The sequence below is a fragment of the Acidovorax sp. GW821-FHT09A11 genome (genome assembly GCF_059418365.1).
Window position 1 is genome coordinate 251,147 of record NZ_JBWKPS010000004.1, and the last position, 15,596, is coordinate 266,742.

A 15,596-nucleotide genomic window follows, 5' to 3' on the forward strand; every position below is an offset into this window, starting at 1 on the left:
GCGCTCTCTCCGCCAGGGACGCCAAGCAAGGCCGACCCGCAGCGAGGGCGTCGTCCCCCGGATGGGGGAAGGCGCCGCAGGCGACTCAGGGGGCGAGCATTCTTATTCGCTCTACATGCGCCAGCAGCGAGCGCTGGGCCACGGGCCACATGCGCGGGGGCACGTCGTCATACGCATGCTGCACCCAGTCGTCCACGCTGCCCTGGGGCAGCGCCTGCATGGCGGCCAGTACCTTGGCCTCGCGCGCCAGGCGGTGGGCCTTGAGCCTGGCGATCGCGCCGCGCGCGTCGCCCAGCACATAGCCGTGCGCGGGCAGGATGAACTCCACGCCATGTGCGGCGCAGACCGCATCGAGCTTGTCCAGAGAGTCGAGGTAGTCGGCCATGTTGCCGTCGGGTGGGTCCACCACGGTGGTGCTGCCGTTGAGGATGTGGTCGCCGCTGAACAGCAGGGCGTCTTCCACGAGCAGCAGGCACAGGTGGTTGGCCGCGTGGCCCGGGGTGTGGATCACCTGCAGGGTGTGGGTGATTTTGCCCTCTGGCGCTTGTCCTTCCAGCGTGAGCAGCTCATTGTTTTGTAGCAAGCGGTCGGGCGTGAATGCGCTGGCAGCGCGCGCCGTGGGGGCCGATGGCAGGCCCAGGATGGGGGGGGCGCTGCGCCCGGCCCGGGTGCACATCGCTTGCAGCGGCGCGGCGCCGGGCGAGTGGTCGGGGTGCGAGTGGGTGCACACGATCGTGCGGATGTCGCCGCCGGCGGCGCGCCAGAGCCTGTCCAGGTGCTCCGCGTCGGCCGGGCCCGGGTCGATGGCGATGTAGCCGGTGGCCGGGTCGCCCACCAGGTAGCTGTTGGTGCCGGGTCCGGTCATCACGCCGGGGTTGGGCGCGGTCAGGCGCTGCACGTTGCGCAGCAGCGGCACGGGCCGGTCGGTCTGCCAGTCGAGCGCGTGCACGATCTGGCCGTCGGGGCACACCAGGGCCAGCTCGCCAAAGGGGGCGTCGCCTTCCATGTAGCGCGCCTCCTGGCCCGCCAGCGTGCCGGCGCGCGGGCAGCTCACCCACAGCGGCTTTTCATCGGCCAGGGCGTCAAGAACCGCCTGCGCGCTGGCGAACAGGGCGAGCCGCTGCAGCGTGCGGATGGTGGGAAAGATCATGAAGAACTGCCCCGCCGCGTGCCGCGCCAGCGCATCGGCCGGGCGCACCCACACGGGCTCGAACTGCTCGGTTTCGTCGGCCACGGGCTCCTGGCCCTCGGGCATGCGGGCCACGAGGAACGGCACGTCGAAACGGCGCGGCAGGTCGCGGTCGGCCGTCCAGTGGGCCAGCAGGTACACGCTGTCGGCCGCCAGGCGCAGGCCGCGCGCGCCGCACTGGGCGGCCAGCGGCTGGTGGCGGTCGATGGCGGCGATGTCCCGTGCGTCGGCCATGCGCCCATCGGCATGGCGGGCCAGCAGGATGCCCAGCTCCTCGAAGCTTTCGCGGATCGCGGCGATGGCCTGCGTGAGGTGCTGGTCGCTCTGCGTGGGGCGGCGGTCGGCGGCGGCGTGCACCTGCGCGTCCAGCGCGTCGATGCCCCCGCCCGGGAACACGTAGGCCCCGGGCGCGAAGCTGGCCGTGGCCGAGCGCCGGGTCATGAGGACTTCCAGTCCGCCCGGTTCGCCCTGCGCATCGCGCAGCAGCAGCACGGTGGCGGCCGGGCGGGTGGCAACAGGTTCGCGGTGGGGGTGCAGTTGTTGGGTGGTGCGGGGCATCGGGCCATTATCGAGGCGCGCGGCGCGCCCCGCACGGGCGGGGCGGTTCAGTCCCAGGCGGGCGCCAGGCCTTCGGGGTTCACCAGCCGTTCGCCGCGGTCCAGCGCGGCGATGCGTGCCACGTCCTCGCCGGTCAGCCGCAGCGGCCGGGCTTTCAGGTTGCTCGCCAGGTTGTCGCGCCGGGTGGACGAGGGAATCACGGCATACCCCAGCTGCATGGCCCAGGCCAGCGCCACCTGCGCGGTGGTGGCGCCGTGGGCCCGCGCGATGTCCGCCAGCACCGGGTCGCCCAGCACCTTGCCGTAGGCCAGGGTCATGTACGAGGTGGTGTGGATGCCCTGGCTGCGCGCGAAGTCCGCCACGGCGCGGTTCTGCAGGTAGGGGTGCAGCTCGATCTGGTGCGTGGCGATGCGGTCGGCGCCGACGGCCGCGATGGCTTCGCGCAGCAGGGCGGTATTGAAGTTCGACACGCCGATCAGGCGCGTGAGGCCCCGGGCCTGGGCCTCGGCCAGCGCGCCCATGAACTCGGCCACGGGCACGGCGCCGCCGGGCGAGGGCCAGTGGATCAGCGTGAGGTCCACCTGGCCGGTGCGCAGCCTGGCCAGGCTGTCCTTCAGGCTCTGGACGAGCCGGTCGCCCGCCAGGTGCTCGGTCCAGACCTTCGTGGTGATGAAGAGCTCGCCGCGCGGCACGCCGCTGTCCGCGATGGCCTGGCCGACCTCGGCCTCGTTGCCGTAGATCTGCGCCGTGTCGATGGCGCGGTAGCCCAGGTCGAGCGCGTTGCGCACCGAGTCGATGACGACCTGGCCCTGGAGGCGGAAGGTGCCCAGGCCGAAGGCGGGAAGGGAAGGGGAAGAAGTCATGGCGATTCCTGAAACGAAGCAAAAAAGGGGTGGGACAGAAAGGGTTGAGGGGGCGTGGGCTGCTCAGTGCCCCACGGGCACCGGCCCGCTGCCGCGCACCGGGATGCCGCTGCGCCGGTCCAGCACGCCGCTGTAGTGCGTGAGCGCCAGGGACACCAGCACCACCAGGGCGCCGATCCAGGGCGTGTGCATCAGGCCCAGGTGCGTCACGATCAGGCCCCCGGCCCAGGCAGCGCCGGCGATGCCCAGGTTGAACGCCGCGATGTTCAGGCCCGAGGCCACGTCCACCGCCTGGGGCGCGAAACGCTCGGCCTGCTTGACCACATACACCTGCAGCCCGGGCACGTTGCCGAACGCCACGGCGCCCCACAGCAGCACGGTGGCCAGGGCCAGCCAGGGGTGGGGCGCGGTGAACTGCAGCAGCAGCAGCACGGCGGCCAGCAGCGCGAAGATGATGCGCAGCGCGGGGATGGGCCCCAGCCGGTCGGCCAGGCGGCCCCCCCAGATGTTGCCCACCGCCACCGAGACGCCGTACACCAGCATCACCCAGCCCACGGCACCGGCGCTGAAGCCCGCGATGTCGGTGAGGATGGGGGCGAGGAAGGTGAACGGGATGAACGTGCCGCCGTAGCCGATGGCCGTCTTGGCGTACACCAGCAGCAGGCGCGGCTCGGCCAGCACCCTGGCCTGCTGCACCAGCGAGGCGGGCGGGGTGTGGGCGATGTTGCGCGGCACGAAGATCGCGCTGCCGATGAAGGCCACCACGCCCAGTGCCGACACGGCCAGGAAGGTCTCGCGCCAGCCGAAATGCTGGCCGATGAAGGTGCCCAGCGGCACGCCCGTGACCAGCGCCACGGTGAGGCCGGTGAACATGATGGCGATCGCGCTGGCGGCTTTCTCGCGCGGCACCAGGCCGGTGGCGATGGTCGAGCCGATCGAGAAGAACACGCCGTGCGCCAGCCCGGTGAGGATGCGCGCGGCCACCAGCGTTTCGTAGCTGGGCGCCTGCCAGGCCAGCAGGTTGCCGGCGGTGAACAGCGCCATCAGCGACAGCAGCAGCGCCTTGCGCGGCACGCGGCCGGTGAGGGCGGTGAGCACGGGCGCGCCCACGGCGACGCCCAGGGCGTACAGGCTGACCAGCAGGCCCGCCGAGGGGATGCTGATGGACAGGTCGGCCGCCACGGTGGGCAGCAGGCCAACGATCACGAACTCGGTCGTGCCGATGGCGAAAGCGCTGAGCGTCAGCGCGAGCAAGGCAATGGGCATGGAAACACTCCTGTGGACATGGGAAGGAGTGTGGGCGCTTCAGTCTTGCAGAAAAATACCGTTACGCTCCATAGATACTTGATCCGAAGTCAACAATGGAGGCCCATGAAAACCACGCTCGAAGAACTGCAGGCCTTTGTGGCCGTGGTGGACGGCGGCTCCATCACGGCGGCGGCCGACCAGCTGGGGCAGACCGTCTCGGGCATCAGCCGGGCGCTGGCGCGGCTGGAGAAGAAGCTCGATACCACGCTGCTGCGCCGCACCACGCGCCGCGCCGCGCTGACCGAGGAGGGGCAGGCCTTCCTGCTGCGCACGCGCGCCATCCTGGCGTCCATCGACGATGCCGAGGAGCACATGGCCGCGCGCCGCCAGCAGCCCGCGGGCCGCCTGCGCGTGAACGCGGCCACGCCCTTCATGCTGCACGCCGTGGTGCCGCTGGTGCCGGCGTTCCGCGCGGCCTACCCGCAGATCACGCTGGAGCTGGACACGGACGAGCTGAACATCGACCTGCTCGAGCGCCGCACCGACGTGGCCATCCGCATAGGCCACCTGCGCGACTCGACCCTGCACGCGCGCCCGCTGTGCACCAGCCGCATCCGCGTGCTGGCCAGCCCGGCCTACCTGGCCGCCCGGGGGCGGCCGCGGGCGGTGGAAGACCTGGCGCGGCACACCCTGCTGGGCTTCACGCAGCCGGAATCGCTCAACCGCTGGCCCCTGCGCGGCGCGCATGGCGACGAGTGGCCCACCGTGCCGGAGATCGCCGCGTCCAGCGGCGAGACGCTGCGCCAGCTCGCGCTGCAGGGCGCGGGCATCGTGTGCCTGTCGGATTTCATGACCGCCGCCGACCGCGCGCGCGGCGATCTGGTGCAGGTGCTGGCCAGGGACACGGCGGACGTGCGCCAGCCCGTGAGCGCCGTGTACTACCGCAACACGCAGCTGGCCGCGCGCATCGCGTGTTTCCTGGATTTTCTGCAGGAGCGCATGGGCTGACCGGTGCCACGGCACCTGCAGCCAGGGCCTGCTCAGCCGCGCGCCGGGATGTTCAGCCCCCTGGCCACGGCCGGGCGCGCCACGAAGGCTTCCAGCACGCGCTTTATTTCCTTGAACTGATCGAACTCCACCAGATCGCCCGCGCCGTAGAAGCCCACGAGGTTGCGCACCCAGGGCAGGATGGCGATGTCGGCGATGGTGTACTGCTCGCCCATCACCCATTGGCGGCCCTTCAGTCGCTCGTCCAGCACCTTCAAGAGGCGCTTCGATTCCGCCACATAGCGGTCGCGCGGGCGCTTGTCCTCGTAGTCCTTGCCCGCGAACTTGTGGAAGAAACCGAGCTGGCCGAACATCGGGCCCACGCCGCCCATCTGCCACATCACCCACTGCAGGGCCTCGTAACGCCCGGCCGTGTCCTGCGGGATCAGCTGGCCGGTCTTGCTCGCCAGGTACACCAGGATGGCGCCGGACTCGAACAGCGCCAGGGGCTTTCCATCGGGCCCGTTCGGGTCCAGGATGGCCGGGATCTTGTTGTTGGGATTGAGCGACAGGAACTCGGGCGAGGTCTGGTCGCTGGTCTCGAAGCTCACCAGGTGCGGTTCGTAGGGCAGGCCCAGCTCTTCCAGCGCGATCGACACCTTCACGCCGTTGGGCGTGGGCAGCGAGTACAGCTGGATGCGCTCCGGGTGCCGGGCGGGCCATTTGCGGGTAATGGGAAAACTGGCGAGATCGGGCATGCGGGTCCTCGTTGGCGAATGGGGGGGTTGGGGAGGCGGCGGCCGGCGCGCGGGCGGGCCGCCACACGGCACAGCCTAAACCGGCGGAAAAACCGGTGCAGGCCGGGGTTCATTGGCGGGGTGGGGGTTCTGTCACAAGTTGCCCCGGGCGGGGTGCCGCGCACGCCGGCCCACCGACGATAATCCGGCCATGCAGATTCCCTTTACCAAAATGCAGGGCGCGGGCAACGATTTCGTGGTGCTCGACGAAACCCGGGGCCGCCTGGGGCTCGGCGCCGCCCAATACCGTTTCCTCGCCGACCGCCACTTCGGTGTGGGGGCCGACCAGATCCTCACGGTGCGGCCTTCGCCAGCGGACGGTATCGACTTCGAATACGTGATCCACAACGCCGATGGCGGCGAGGTGGAGCAGTGTGGCAACGGCGCCCGCTGCTTCGCGCGCTTTGTGCACGACAAGGGCCTGTCGGGCAAGGACACCCTGCGGGTGCAGACCAAAAGCGGCGTGATCGCCCCCCGCCTCACCCCCGATGGCCGCGTCACCGTGGACATGGGCCGACCGCAGTTCGAGCCCGCCCGGGTGCCGTTTGATGCCAGTGGTTTGACCGCCGTGGCACAAGGTTCAGGACAAAAATGGCCGCTGGCGCTGGATGGTAAAGCGCTGACAGCTACTGTTTTGGTAGCAGTTGTCTCCATGGGCAACCCGCACGCCGTGCAGCTGGTGGACAACGTGGACACCGCCCCGGTGCTGGAAGCGGGCCCCCTGGTCGAGCGCCATGCGCGTTTTCCGCAGCGCGTGAATGCAGGCTTTTTGCAGATCGTGGACTGCGCCCATGTGCGGCTGCGCGTGTTCGAGCGCGGCGTGGGCGAAACCCTGGCCTGCGGCTCGGGGGCCTGCGCGGCCGTGGCGGCCGGCATCCGCCTGGGCCTGCTCGACAACGAGGTGCATGTGGACACGCGCGGCGGCCGCCTCACCATCGCCTGGAGCGGCCAGGAGGCCGATTCCGTTTTCATGACCGGCCCCGCCACCACGGTGTTCGAAGGCCGGATCGACATTCCTGACACCCTCCTATGACGTCCCACATCCCCCCGATCACCGAAGACGACATCGCCCAGTTCCTCACCAACACGCCGGGCTTCTTCGAACGCCATGCCGAGGTGCTGGCCAGCGTGCAGATCACCAGCCCCCACGGCGCGCGCGCCGTGAGCCTGCAGGAGCGCCAGGCCGAGATGCTGCGCGAGAAGATCAAGGGCCTGGAGCAGCGCATCATGGAAATGGTGCGCAACAGCACCGAAAACGCCGCCATCGCCCACAAGGTGCACCAGTGGACGAGCGCGCTGCTGCAGGTGCGCGACCCGTTCGACCTGCCGCAGGCGGTGGTCGATGGCGTGCGCACCCTGTTCGACGTGCCCCAGGCCGCGGTGCGCGTGTGGGAGGTGGCCGCGCCGTACATCGATGCCGACTTCACCCAGGGCGCCAGCGAAGACGCCCGCGCGTTTGCCTCGTCGCTGACCATGCCGTTCTGCGGCCCCAACCTGGGGTTCGAGCCCGCAGGCTGGCTCGCGGCCGAGGCGGGCGAACCCGCCCAGTCGCTGGCCCTGCTGCCGCTGCGCGAAGGCGCCATCGACAGCGCCACGCCCGCGTTCGGCCTGCTGGTGCTGGGCTCGCAAGACCCCCAGCGGTTTGATGCCACGATGGGCACGGAATTTCTGTCGCGCATGGCAGAACTCGCCAGTGCCGCCCTGCTGCGGCTGAAGTGATGCCCCCCTGTGCGGCTGCGCCGCTTCCCCCCTGCGGGGGGACGCCACCCCCGGCCCGGCAAAGCCGGTTCCACGGTGGCGCTGGCCTTGGGGCGCGCCAGTTGCCTGGGTAATGCCCCGTGTCCGACATGCTGGCCACACAGACTCCCCCGGACCCGCACGTCCTGCGTTACCTGGAGCATGTGCGCGTCGAAAAGCGGCTGGCGGCGCGCACGCTCACGCTCTACACCCTGGACCTTGAAAAGCTCGCGCAGTTTGCGGCGGGGGTCAGCGTGCCCCTGCTGCAGCTGCAGACCGCGCACATCCGCCGTTTTGTGGCGCAGATGCACAGCGGCGGGCGCAGCGGGCGGGGGATTGCGCTCATCCTCTCGGGCTGGCGCGGGTTCTTCATCTGGGCGGGGCGGCAGGGGCTGATCCCGCACAACCCGGTGCAGGACCTGCGCGCCCCCAAGGCGCCCAAGCCCCTGCCCAAGGCGCTGGGTGTGGACGACGCCGTGCGGCTGGCCGAATTCGACAACACCGGCGCCGACCCCTGGCTGGAGGCGCGCGATGCGGCCATGGTGGAGCTGCTGTATGGCTGCGGCCTGCGCGTGGGCGAACTCGCGGGGCTCGACGCCATCCCCAACGCCGACACCCAGCGCCTGGGCCGGGGCTGGGTGGACCTGCAGGCCGGCGAGGCCCATGTGTTCGGCAAGGGCAGCAAGCGCCGCAGCGTGCCCGTGGGGCGCGCGGCCACGGCGGCGCTGCAGGCTTGGTTGCTACTGCGGGCCACGCCCTTCGGCGGTGAAGGATCAGCGCGGCTTGACACCGCACTGTTCGTCGGCCAGCGCGGCAAGCGGCTCACGGCGCAGTCGATCTGGCTGCGCCTGCGCCAGCGCAGCCAGCAGGCGGGGCTGACCACGCCGGTGCACCCGCACATGCTGCGCCACTCGTTCGCCAGCCACCTGCTGCAAAGCAGCGGCGACCTGCGCGCGGTGCAGGAGCTGCTGGGCCACGCCAACATCACCACCACGCAGGTCTACACGCGGCTGGATTTCCAGCACCTGGCCAAGGTGTATGACGCGGCGCATCCTCGGGCGAGAAAGAAGCCCCCCTGAGGCGCTGCGCGCCTTCCCCCGGAGGGGGACGCACCCGGTGGCCTGGCAAAGCCGGTTCCACGGGTGCACTGGTGGGGGCGGTGCGCGCTGCGGGCGTTGGTGGCGTGTGGACGGCTTCTGGCGCTGATCGGGCATGCCGGTGGGCTGCGGCCGGTCTCGTGGGCCGGTGCCACGGAACCAAGATGTGACGCCGTGCATCCGAGCAAGGGGTGCTTGCTGTAGGGCGCCTTGGAGTGTCTCGCCATGCTGCTGAAATGGATCAAATCGAACCGTGGGTTCCTCGTGCTGCTGCTGTGCTTCGGCATCTTTCGCACGGCGGTGGCGGACTGGAATCCGATTCCTTCGGGGTCCATGCGGCCCACGCTGCTCGAAGGGGACGTGGTGTTCGTCAACCGGCTGGCCTATGACCTGAAGCTGCCGCTCACCGATGTGGTGCTGGCGCGCCTGGGCGAGCCCGCGCGGGGCGATGTGGTCACGTTCTCGTCGCCGCGCGATGGCACGCGGCTCATCAAGCGCATCGCGGCGCTGCCGGGCGACACGGTGGAGATGCGCGACGAGGTGCTGTACCTCAACGGCGAGGCCGCGCGCTACGACGCGCCCGAGGCGGTGACCGAACACCTGGCTGAGCTGGGCGCGCAGGTGCCCGCCACCCGCTGGACGGAGCACCTGCAGGGCCACGAGCGCCGGGTGCAGTGGCTGCAGGGTGTGACCGCGCACCGCAGCTTCGGCCCGGTGACGGTGCCCGAGGGCCAGTACCTGGTGCTGGGCGACAACCGCGACAACAGCGCGGACTCCCGCTACATCGGCTTCGTCCCGCGCCACCTGCTCATCGGCCAGGCGCGGCGCGTGCTGGTGTCGGCCGACATCCTGGAGAACTGGGCGCCGCGCATCGGGCGCATCGGCCACCCGCTCTGACGCGGGCAGGCCGTCAGCAAGTGCGGGGCGGCACGGCCAGCGCCCTGCAGCACTGGCCGGCGGCGGGGCGCATTCACGCGACAATCGCCCCATCATGAAAACCCTTCGCCTTCGCCCTGGCAAAGAGCGCTCGCTCTTGCGCCGCCACCCCTGGATCTTTGAATCGGCCATCGCCAAGGGCGGCGGCGACAGCGGCGAGACCGTGCGCGTGGAGTCGCACGAGGGCCAGTTCCTGGCCTGGGCGGCGTTCAGCCCCAGCTCGCGCATCCGCGCGCGGGTGTGGAGCTTTGACGAGGCGCAGCGCATCGATGCTCCTTTTTTAATAGCTGCTTGCGCACGATCCATCATCGCCAGAGCCCGTTTTGATGTACAAAGCGACGGTGTGCGCCTAGTGCACGGCGAGTCCGACGGCCTGCCGGGCCTCATCGTGGACCGCTACGGCGACACCCTGGTGGCGCAGTTCACCAGCGCCGGGACCGAGCGCTGGAAGGACGTGATCGCCGATGCCCTGCTGCGCGAGACGGGCCTGGCCAAGCTCTATGAACGCTCGGACGCCAGCGTGCGCTCGCTCGAAGGCCTCCCGCCCGCCACCGGCTGGCTGCGCGGCGGCCCCACGGGCGCGCCGGGCGCCGGCGAAGGCCCGCCGCTCGAGCTCACCATCCACGAACACCAGTGGAACCTGACGCTGAACATCGCCGAAGGCCACAAGACCGGCTTCTACCTGGACCAGCGCGACAGCCGCAAGCGTTTTGCCGACTACGCGCAGCGCCTGGGCTTCAAGGACGTGCTCAACTGCTTTTGCTACACCGGCGGCTTCAGCGTGGCCGCGCTGGCCGGCATGCGCGCCAGCGGCGCATCGGCGGACGGGCATGTGACGTCCATCGACTCCTCCGGCCCCGCCCTGGAGCGCGCCCGCGCCCATGTGGCGCTCAACGGGTTCGACCTGAACCACGCGAGCTTCCTGGACGCGGACGTGAACGCCTCGCTGCGCCAGTTCCTCAAGGAAGGCCGGCGCTTCGACGCCATCGTGCTCGACCCGCCGAAGTTCGCGCCCACGGCGGCCCACGCCGAGCGCGCTGCACGCGCGTACAAGGACATCAACCGCCTGGCGCTGCAGCTGCTCACGCCGGGCGGCGTGCTGTTCACCTTCTCGTGCTCGGGCGGCATCAGCGCCGACCTGTTCCACAAGATCGTGGCATCTGCGGGCGCCGACGCGGGCGTGGACGGCTTCATCCTGGAGCGCCTGGGCGGCGCGCCCGACCACCCGATGACCCTGGAATTCCCCGAAGGCGAGTACCTCAAGGGGCTGGTGGTGATGCGCAAGGGCTGAGCGCGGCAAGGGCTTGACAGCGTCGGTACACTGAAAACAACCCCTTGCGCCACGCACACCCGGCCCGCAGTGCCGGGTGCAGCGCATGGGTTCATCCCTTGAAGGACAAGAAACATGGCATTGATCCCCGTCACCATCCTCACCGGCTTCCTGGGCTCGGGCAAGACCACCTTGCTCAAGCGCCTGCTCTCCGAAGCCCACGGCCAGAAGATCGCCGTGATCGAGAACGAATTCGGCGAAGAGAACATCGACAACGACATCCTCGTGACCGAGTCCAAGGAGCAGATCGTGCAGATGAGCAACGGCTGCATCTGCTGCACCATCCGCGAAGACCTGCGCGAGACGCTGCAGCTGCTGGCCGCCAAGAAGCGCAAGAACCTGCTGGAGTTCGACCGCATCGTCATCGAGACCACCGGCGTGGCCGACCCCGGCCCCGTCGCGCAGACCTTCTTCATGGACGAGGAGATCGCCGAGACCTACCTCATCGATTCCATCATCACGCTGGTGGACGCCAAGCACGCGCCCCAGCAGCTCAACGACCGCCAGGAAGCGCGCCGCCAGGTGGGCTTTGCCGACCAGATCTTTTTGTCCAAGACCGATCTGGTCAGCGCCGAGGAAACCGACGCGCTGATCCATCGCCTGAAGCACATGAACCCGCGCGCGCCCATCAAGGCAGTGCATTTCGGCGAGGTGCCGCTGTCGGAAGTGCTGGACCTGCGGGGCTTCAACCTCAATGCCAAGCTGGACATCGACCCCGAGTTCCTCAAGGAAGAGGGCGACGGCCATGACCACCACGACCATGACCACGAGCATGGCGAGCACTGCAGCCACCCCTCGCACCAGCACGACCACGGGCACGGCCATCACCATCACCACGATGACGACGTGAAAAGCTTCGTCTTCCGCTCCGAGCGGCCGTTCGATCCGGCCAAGCTGGAGGATTTTCTCGGGGCGATTGTCAACATTTATGGCCCGCGCATGCTGCGCTACAAGGGCGTCCTGAACATGAAGGGCACCGAGCGCAAGGTGATCTTCCAGGGCGTGCACCAGCTCATGGGCAGCGACCTGGGCCCCCAGTGGGCCGAAGGCGAGCCGCGCACCAGTAAGATGGTCTTCATTGGCATCGACCTGCCCAAGGACATCTTTCTGCAGGGGCTGGAGCAGAGCCTGGTCTGACCCCGGCGGGGCGGCCCGAGGGCAGGGGGTTGGCGGCTGGTTTGTGTTGTATCTGCAACGTTTCCGTTTGCGTCAGCCCAGGTCGATACAATCGCGCCCCGGTAAAACCCCGGAAGGCTTGCCACCCGCCCTTGGCTGCGAATGCGGCTGGGGCCCGCCCGTATTGCGAGGAGACCAGGAAGTGAAAGCCGACACCAGCAAATCCAAGGGGGCCACCAAGGCAACCCCTGCCGCGGCGAAAACCGCCGCCGCCCCTGCGGCAACCAAGGCTGGCGCGAAGGCCGCCGCCAAGCCGGCTGCAGCACCCAAGGTCGCCGCCAGCCCGGCGGCCGTGGCGACTCCCGCTCCAGCACCCGTGCTGCAGGCCGGTTCGCAGGTACCCGTGCGCACAACCCGGCCTTCTTCCCGATTGGCCCAATTGACCGTACCATCCATGGCACAGACAGTGGCTTCGACCGCTGCCAAAGCCAGTTATCTACATACCATGCCCACGACCGTGCAAGCGCAGCCCACCTATACGGCTGCCAAAAAAGACCCCAAGCTGGCGAACAACTGGAAGACCAAGTCCGCCGCCGAGCTGACCGACGCCGAAGTCATGGCCATGCCTGACAGCGAGTACATGAACGACAAGCAGATGGCGTTCTTCCGCCTGAAGCTCGTGCAGCTCAAGCAGGACATCCACAACAGCGCCGGCGAAACCACCGAGCACCTGCGCGAAGACACCGTCGTCGTGCCCGATCCCGCCGACCGCGCCACGATCGAGGAAGAGCATGCCCTGGAGCTGCGCACCCGCGACCGCGAGCGCAAGCTGCTCAAGAAGATCGAGCAGTCCATTGCCCGCATCGACGCGGGCGACTATGGGTACTGCGATGAGACCGGCGAACCCATCGGCGTGGGCCGCCTGATCGCCCGCCCGACGGCCACGCTGTCGCTGGAGGCGCAGCAGCGCCGCGAACTCAAGCAGAAGATGTTTGGTGATTGACCTGGCCGCCCGGCCTGATCCCCACGCGCGCCCTGAGCCATGAGCAAGGAAGAAACCACCCCTGGCGGACTGCTTTCGAAGGTGGTGCGGTTTGTGCGCAATCCCACGGTCAACTGGACGGAGCTGGACTCCGCGCAGAATGACCGGGAGAGCCAGTACAGCAAGCAGATGCTCAAGGAGATGATCGAGCGCAAGCGCCGCAACGATTTCGTGCGGCGCCGCGAGTTCGATCAGCTGCGCAAGCTGCGCCAGCGCGAGGTGCTGCAGGGGCAGCGCACCGAGGACCCCACCGCCAGGCCGTCGTTCTTCCAGAGCAGCATGGCGTCGCCCGACGAACGCGCCGTGACGCTCAAGAAGATCGACGAGATCGAGGCGCAGATGTCGCAGCAGTGGTGGAAGAGCAAGCAAGGGGCCGAGGCGCCCACCCAGCCGGGCGTCATGCCCGAGCCCCCCAGCGCGGCAACGACGGATTCCGCGCACGCCAGGGCCTACGCGCCCACCGCGCCCGGCAGCCTGCCTGCGCCGCTGGGCGACAACAACAACCAGGCCGCCGGTGTCCAGCCGCTGTTTGCCGATGACAGCATGGCGATTGGCCGGTTTGGCGGCACCGATGCGCAAATGCTCGCGGGCCCAGGCCCGGGCGAAGCGTCCTTCAGCCCTGCGGCGGCTACAGCGGCAACGCCAGCGCCGGCATCCGAACCGGAGGAATTCGTGCACGAACCCGATCTAGAAGAAGCCGCCATCCGGTTCGCCAATGGCGACCACGCGGGGGCAGAGTCCGGCCTGCTCGACGTGCTGGCCCAGCACCAGCAGGATGATCCCGAAGAGCAACTCGAAATCTGGATGACGCTCTTCGACCTGTACCGCGCAACCGGTCAGCACGACCGGTTCGACACCCTGGCCATCGACTTCGCCGCACAGTACAGCCGTTCGGCGCCGCTGTGGTTCTCCATGCCGCAGCAGCTGGGCATGGCGCCGGCTCCCGCCGCGGCGGCGCCCGGTGCCACGGGCGCCGCGCCGGCCGGCGCGGTGCGCCGCGATTTCAGCTGGAATGCCCCGGCCTCCCTGGCGGTGTCGTCCGTCGCCGCGCTGCAGGCCTCCCTGGCCCGCGCCGCATCCCCCTGGACGCTGTCCTGGACGCGCCTGGCCGCCATCGACGAAGCCGCGGTGCCTTTGCTGGCCGACCAGTTCACCCAGTGGGCCGAGCGTGACGGGCAACTGGTGTTTTCGGGGGTCGAAAAGCTCAATGCGCTGCTCGACGCCAAGACCCAGTCCGGAGACCGTGCCACCAGCCCTGAGTGGTGGCGCCTGCGCATGGCGGCGCTGCGGCTCATGGGCAAGCCCGACGAGTTCGAACTGGTCGCGCTCGATTACTGCGTGACCTACGAGGTGTCGCCGCCCTCCTGGGTATCGCCGCGCTGCGGATATTCAGACAACGAGGGCGTGTCTTCCGGGGCCGCGCCGCTGTCGGTGGACAGCGACTTCATGGCGTCCGACCTGGGCGAGTCGGTGCCCGCGCCCGCGGAGACGGGGCCCGTGGCCCAGCTCAGCGGCCACATCGACGGCGATGCCACGCCGCTGCTGGAGCCCTTCCAGGCCCTCCTGCGGCCCGGCGTGCCGCTCACCATTGCGTGCGACAAGCTCATCCGCGTGGACTTTGCCGCCGCGGGCTCGGTGCTCAACTGGGCGGCCGAGCAGCAGGGCCAGGGCCATGTGATCCAGTTTCACAACCTGCAGCGGCTGGTGGCCATCTTCTTCAATGTGATCGGCATCAACGAGCACGCCTGGGTGGTGCCCCGCAAGAACTAGGGCCACGCCCTGGCCGGCTGCTCCGCTCGGTGCGGCCGCCAGAGACGGCGGCTCTTCGGAACCGCCCTGCCCGGGCAGGCATGCCTGGAACCGCGGCCTCCGCCCCTTCTGCCGCGCGGCGCGCGGGAAGGCGGACGACGCTGGCGGCCGGGCCAGGCCCGTTCGAAGGCGTCCGCTGGCCGCGCGCAGCGCCCGTGGTGGCGGTGTGCTTGCAAAATGGGGGCCTGTCCCCATCTGCGGCTGCTATGGACTCATCACCAAACCAATCCCCGGTGTTCCACGGCACCACCATCCTGAGCGTGCGCCGCGAGACCCCGGCAGGCATCCAAGTGGCCATTGGCGGCGACGGCCAGGTCACCCTGGGCAACATCGTGGTCAAGGGCACGGCCCGCAAGGTGCGCAAGCTCTACCATGGCAAGGTGCTCGCGGGCTTCGCGGGGGCCACGGCCGATGCCTTCACGCTGTTCGAGCGTTTCGAGGCCAAGCTCGAAAAGCACCAGGGCCACCTCACGCGCGCGGCCATCGAGCTCACCAAGGACTGGCGCACCGACCGCGTGCTGCGCCGCCTGGAAGCCATGCTGGCGGTGGCCGATGCGAGCGCGTCGCTCATCATCACGGGCAACGGCGATGTGCTCGAACCAGAGCAGGGCATCGTGGCCATTGGCTCGGGCGGCGCCTATGCGCACTCGGCCGCCAAGGCGCTGCTGGTGAACACCGATTTGTCCGCGCAGGACATCGTCAAGAAATCGCTCGAAATCGCCGGCGAGCTGTGCATCTACACCAACATGAACCACACCATCGAGACGCTCTGAGCGCGCGGGATGGTCCTGCCCCCGGGGATGCCCCGGAGCGGTTTGCTCTGTTTTTTATAGCTGTTGGCGCTTGTTGATCATGCGCTGGAGCCTCATTTGATACCAGGAAGACCT

The 15,596-nt window shown here is 69.3% G+C and carries 14 protein-coding genes; 10 read left to right on the top strand and 4 right to left on the bottom strand.

Features of this window, described 5'->3' with window-relative positions; all coding sequences use genetic code 11:
* Positions 1-85 precede the first annotated feature (85 nt).
* The 3 genes from AC07PV_RS12275 to AC07PV_RS12285 form a co-directional block, all read right to left on the bottom strand.
* Entirely contained in the window at positions 86-1,747 is a 1,662-nt protein-coding gene (locus tag AC07PV_RS12275) for an MBL fold metallo-hydrolase (protein WP_494630372.1), read from the bottom strand.
* 47 nt (positions 1,748-1,794) lie between these two features.
* Positions 1,795-2,610 (bottom strand): 2,5-didehydrogluconate reductase DkgB, encoded by an 816-nt coding sequence (gene dkgB / locus AC07PV_RS12280; RefSeq protein ID WP_494630374.1) that lies wholly within the window; start codon positions 2,608-2,610, stop codon positions 1,795-1,797.
* Positions 2,611-2,673: 63 nt separating this feature from the next.
* Positions 2,674-3,876, bottom strand: coding sequence for an MFS transporter (locus tag AC07PV_RS12285; protein ID WP_494630376.1), 1,203 nt, complete (start codon positions 3,874-3,876; stop codon positions 2,674-2,676).
* 105 nt (positions 3,877-3,981) lie between these two features.
* On the opposite strand from AC07PV_RS12285, the gene AC07PV_RS12290 reads away from it, so the two are divergent.
* Entirely contained in the window at positions 3,982-4,866 is an 885-nt protein-coding gene (locus AC07PV_RS12290; RefSeq protein ID WP_218293278.1) for a LysR family transcriptional regulator, read from the top strand.
* 32 nt (positions 4,867-4,898) lie between these two features.
* Here AC07PV_RS12290 and AC07PV_RS12295 read toward each other — a convergent pair whose 3' ends face one another.
* The gene (locus AC07PV_RS12295) at positions 4,899-5,603 is read right to left on the bottom strand and encodes a glutathione S-transferase N-terminal domain-containing protein (RefSeq protein ID WP_494630378.1); all 705 of its coding nucleotides are present in this window, start codon (positions 5,601-5,603) and stop codon (positions 4,899-4,901) included.
* Between the two features lie 190 nt (positions 5,604-5,793).
* Between AC07PV_RS12295 and dapF the strand changes: the two genes are divergently transcribed.
* From dapF to hslV, 9 genes are all read left to right on the top strand, one after another.
* Positions 5,794-6,675, top strand: a complete 882-nt coding sequence (gene dapF / locus AC07PV_RS12300; protein WP_494630380.1) for a diaminopimelate epimerase — start codon at positions 5,794-5,796, stop codon at positions 6,673-6,675.
* Entirely contained in the window at positions 6,672-7,361 is a 690-nt protein-coding gene (locus AC07PV_RS12305; RefSeq protein WP_218293281.1) for a DUF484 family protein, read from the top strand. Before dapF ends, AC07PV_RS12305 begins: the two co-directional genes overlap by 4 nt.
* 128 nt (positions 7,362-7,489) lie before the next feature.
* Positions 7,490-8,458: a tyrosine recombinase XerC gene (locus AC07PV_RS12310; protein WP_494630551.1), complete on the top strand. Its 969-nt coding sequence runs from the start codon at positions 7,490-7,492 to the stop codon at positions 8,456-8,458.
* Between the two features lie 243 nt (positions 8,459-8,701).
* Complete coding sequence (gene lepB, locus AC07PV_RS12315) at positions 8,702-9,373, top strand: signal peptidase I (protein ID WP_494630381.1); 672 nt, start codon at positions 8,702-8,704, stop codon at positions 9,371-9,373.
* A 94-nt stretch (positions 9,374-9,467) separates the two neighbouring features.
* Positions 9,468-10,703, top strand: coding sequence for a class I SAM-dependent rRNA methyltransferase (locus tag AC07PV_RS12320; RefSeq protein ID WP_494630383.1), 1,236 nt, complete (start codon positions 9,468-9,470; stop codon positions 10,701-10,703).
* 114 nt (positions 10,704-10,817) lie between these two features.
* A complete protein-coding gene (locus AC07PV_RS12325; protein ID WP_369641423.1) occupies positions 10,818-11,879 on the top strand; it encodes a CobW family GTP-binding protein in 1,062 nt (353 codons plus the stop codon).
* Between the two features lie 181 nt (positions 11,880-12,060).
* On the top strand, positions 12,061-12,861 hold the full coding sequence (gene dksA / locus AC07PV_RS12330) for an RNA polymerase-binding protein DksA (protein WP_218293285.1): 801 nt from the start codon (positions 12,061-12,063) through the stop codon (positions 12,859-12,861).
* Between the two features lie 39 nt (positions 12,862-12,900).
* Positions 12,901-14,670, top strand: coding sequence for an STAS domain-containing protein (locus AC07PV_RS12335; protein WP_492254629.1), 1,770 nt, complete (start codon positions 12,901-12,903; stop codon positions 14,668-14,670).
* Positions 14,671-14,915: 245 nt separating this feature from the next.
* Positions 14,916-15,482 (top strand): ATP-dependent protease subunit HslV, encoded by a 567-nt coding sequence (hslV, locus tag AC07PV_RS12340; RefSeq protein ID WP_218293287.1) that lies wholly within the window; start codon positions 14,916-14,918, stop codon positions 15,480-15,482.
* Positions 15,483-15,596 lie beyond the last annotated feature (114 nt).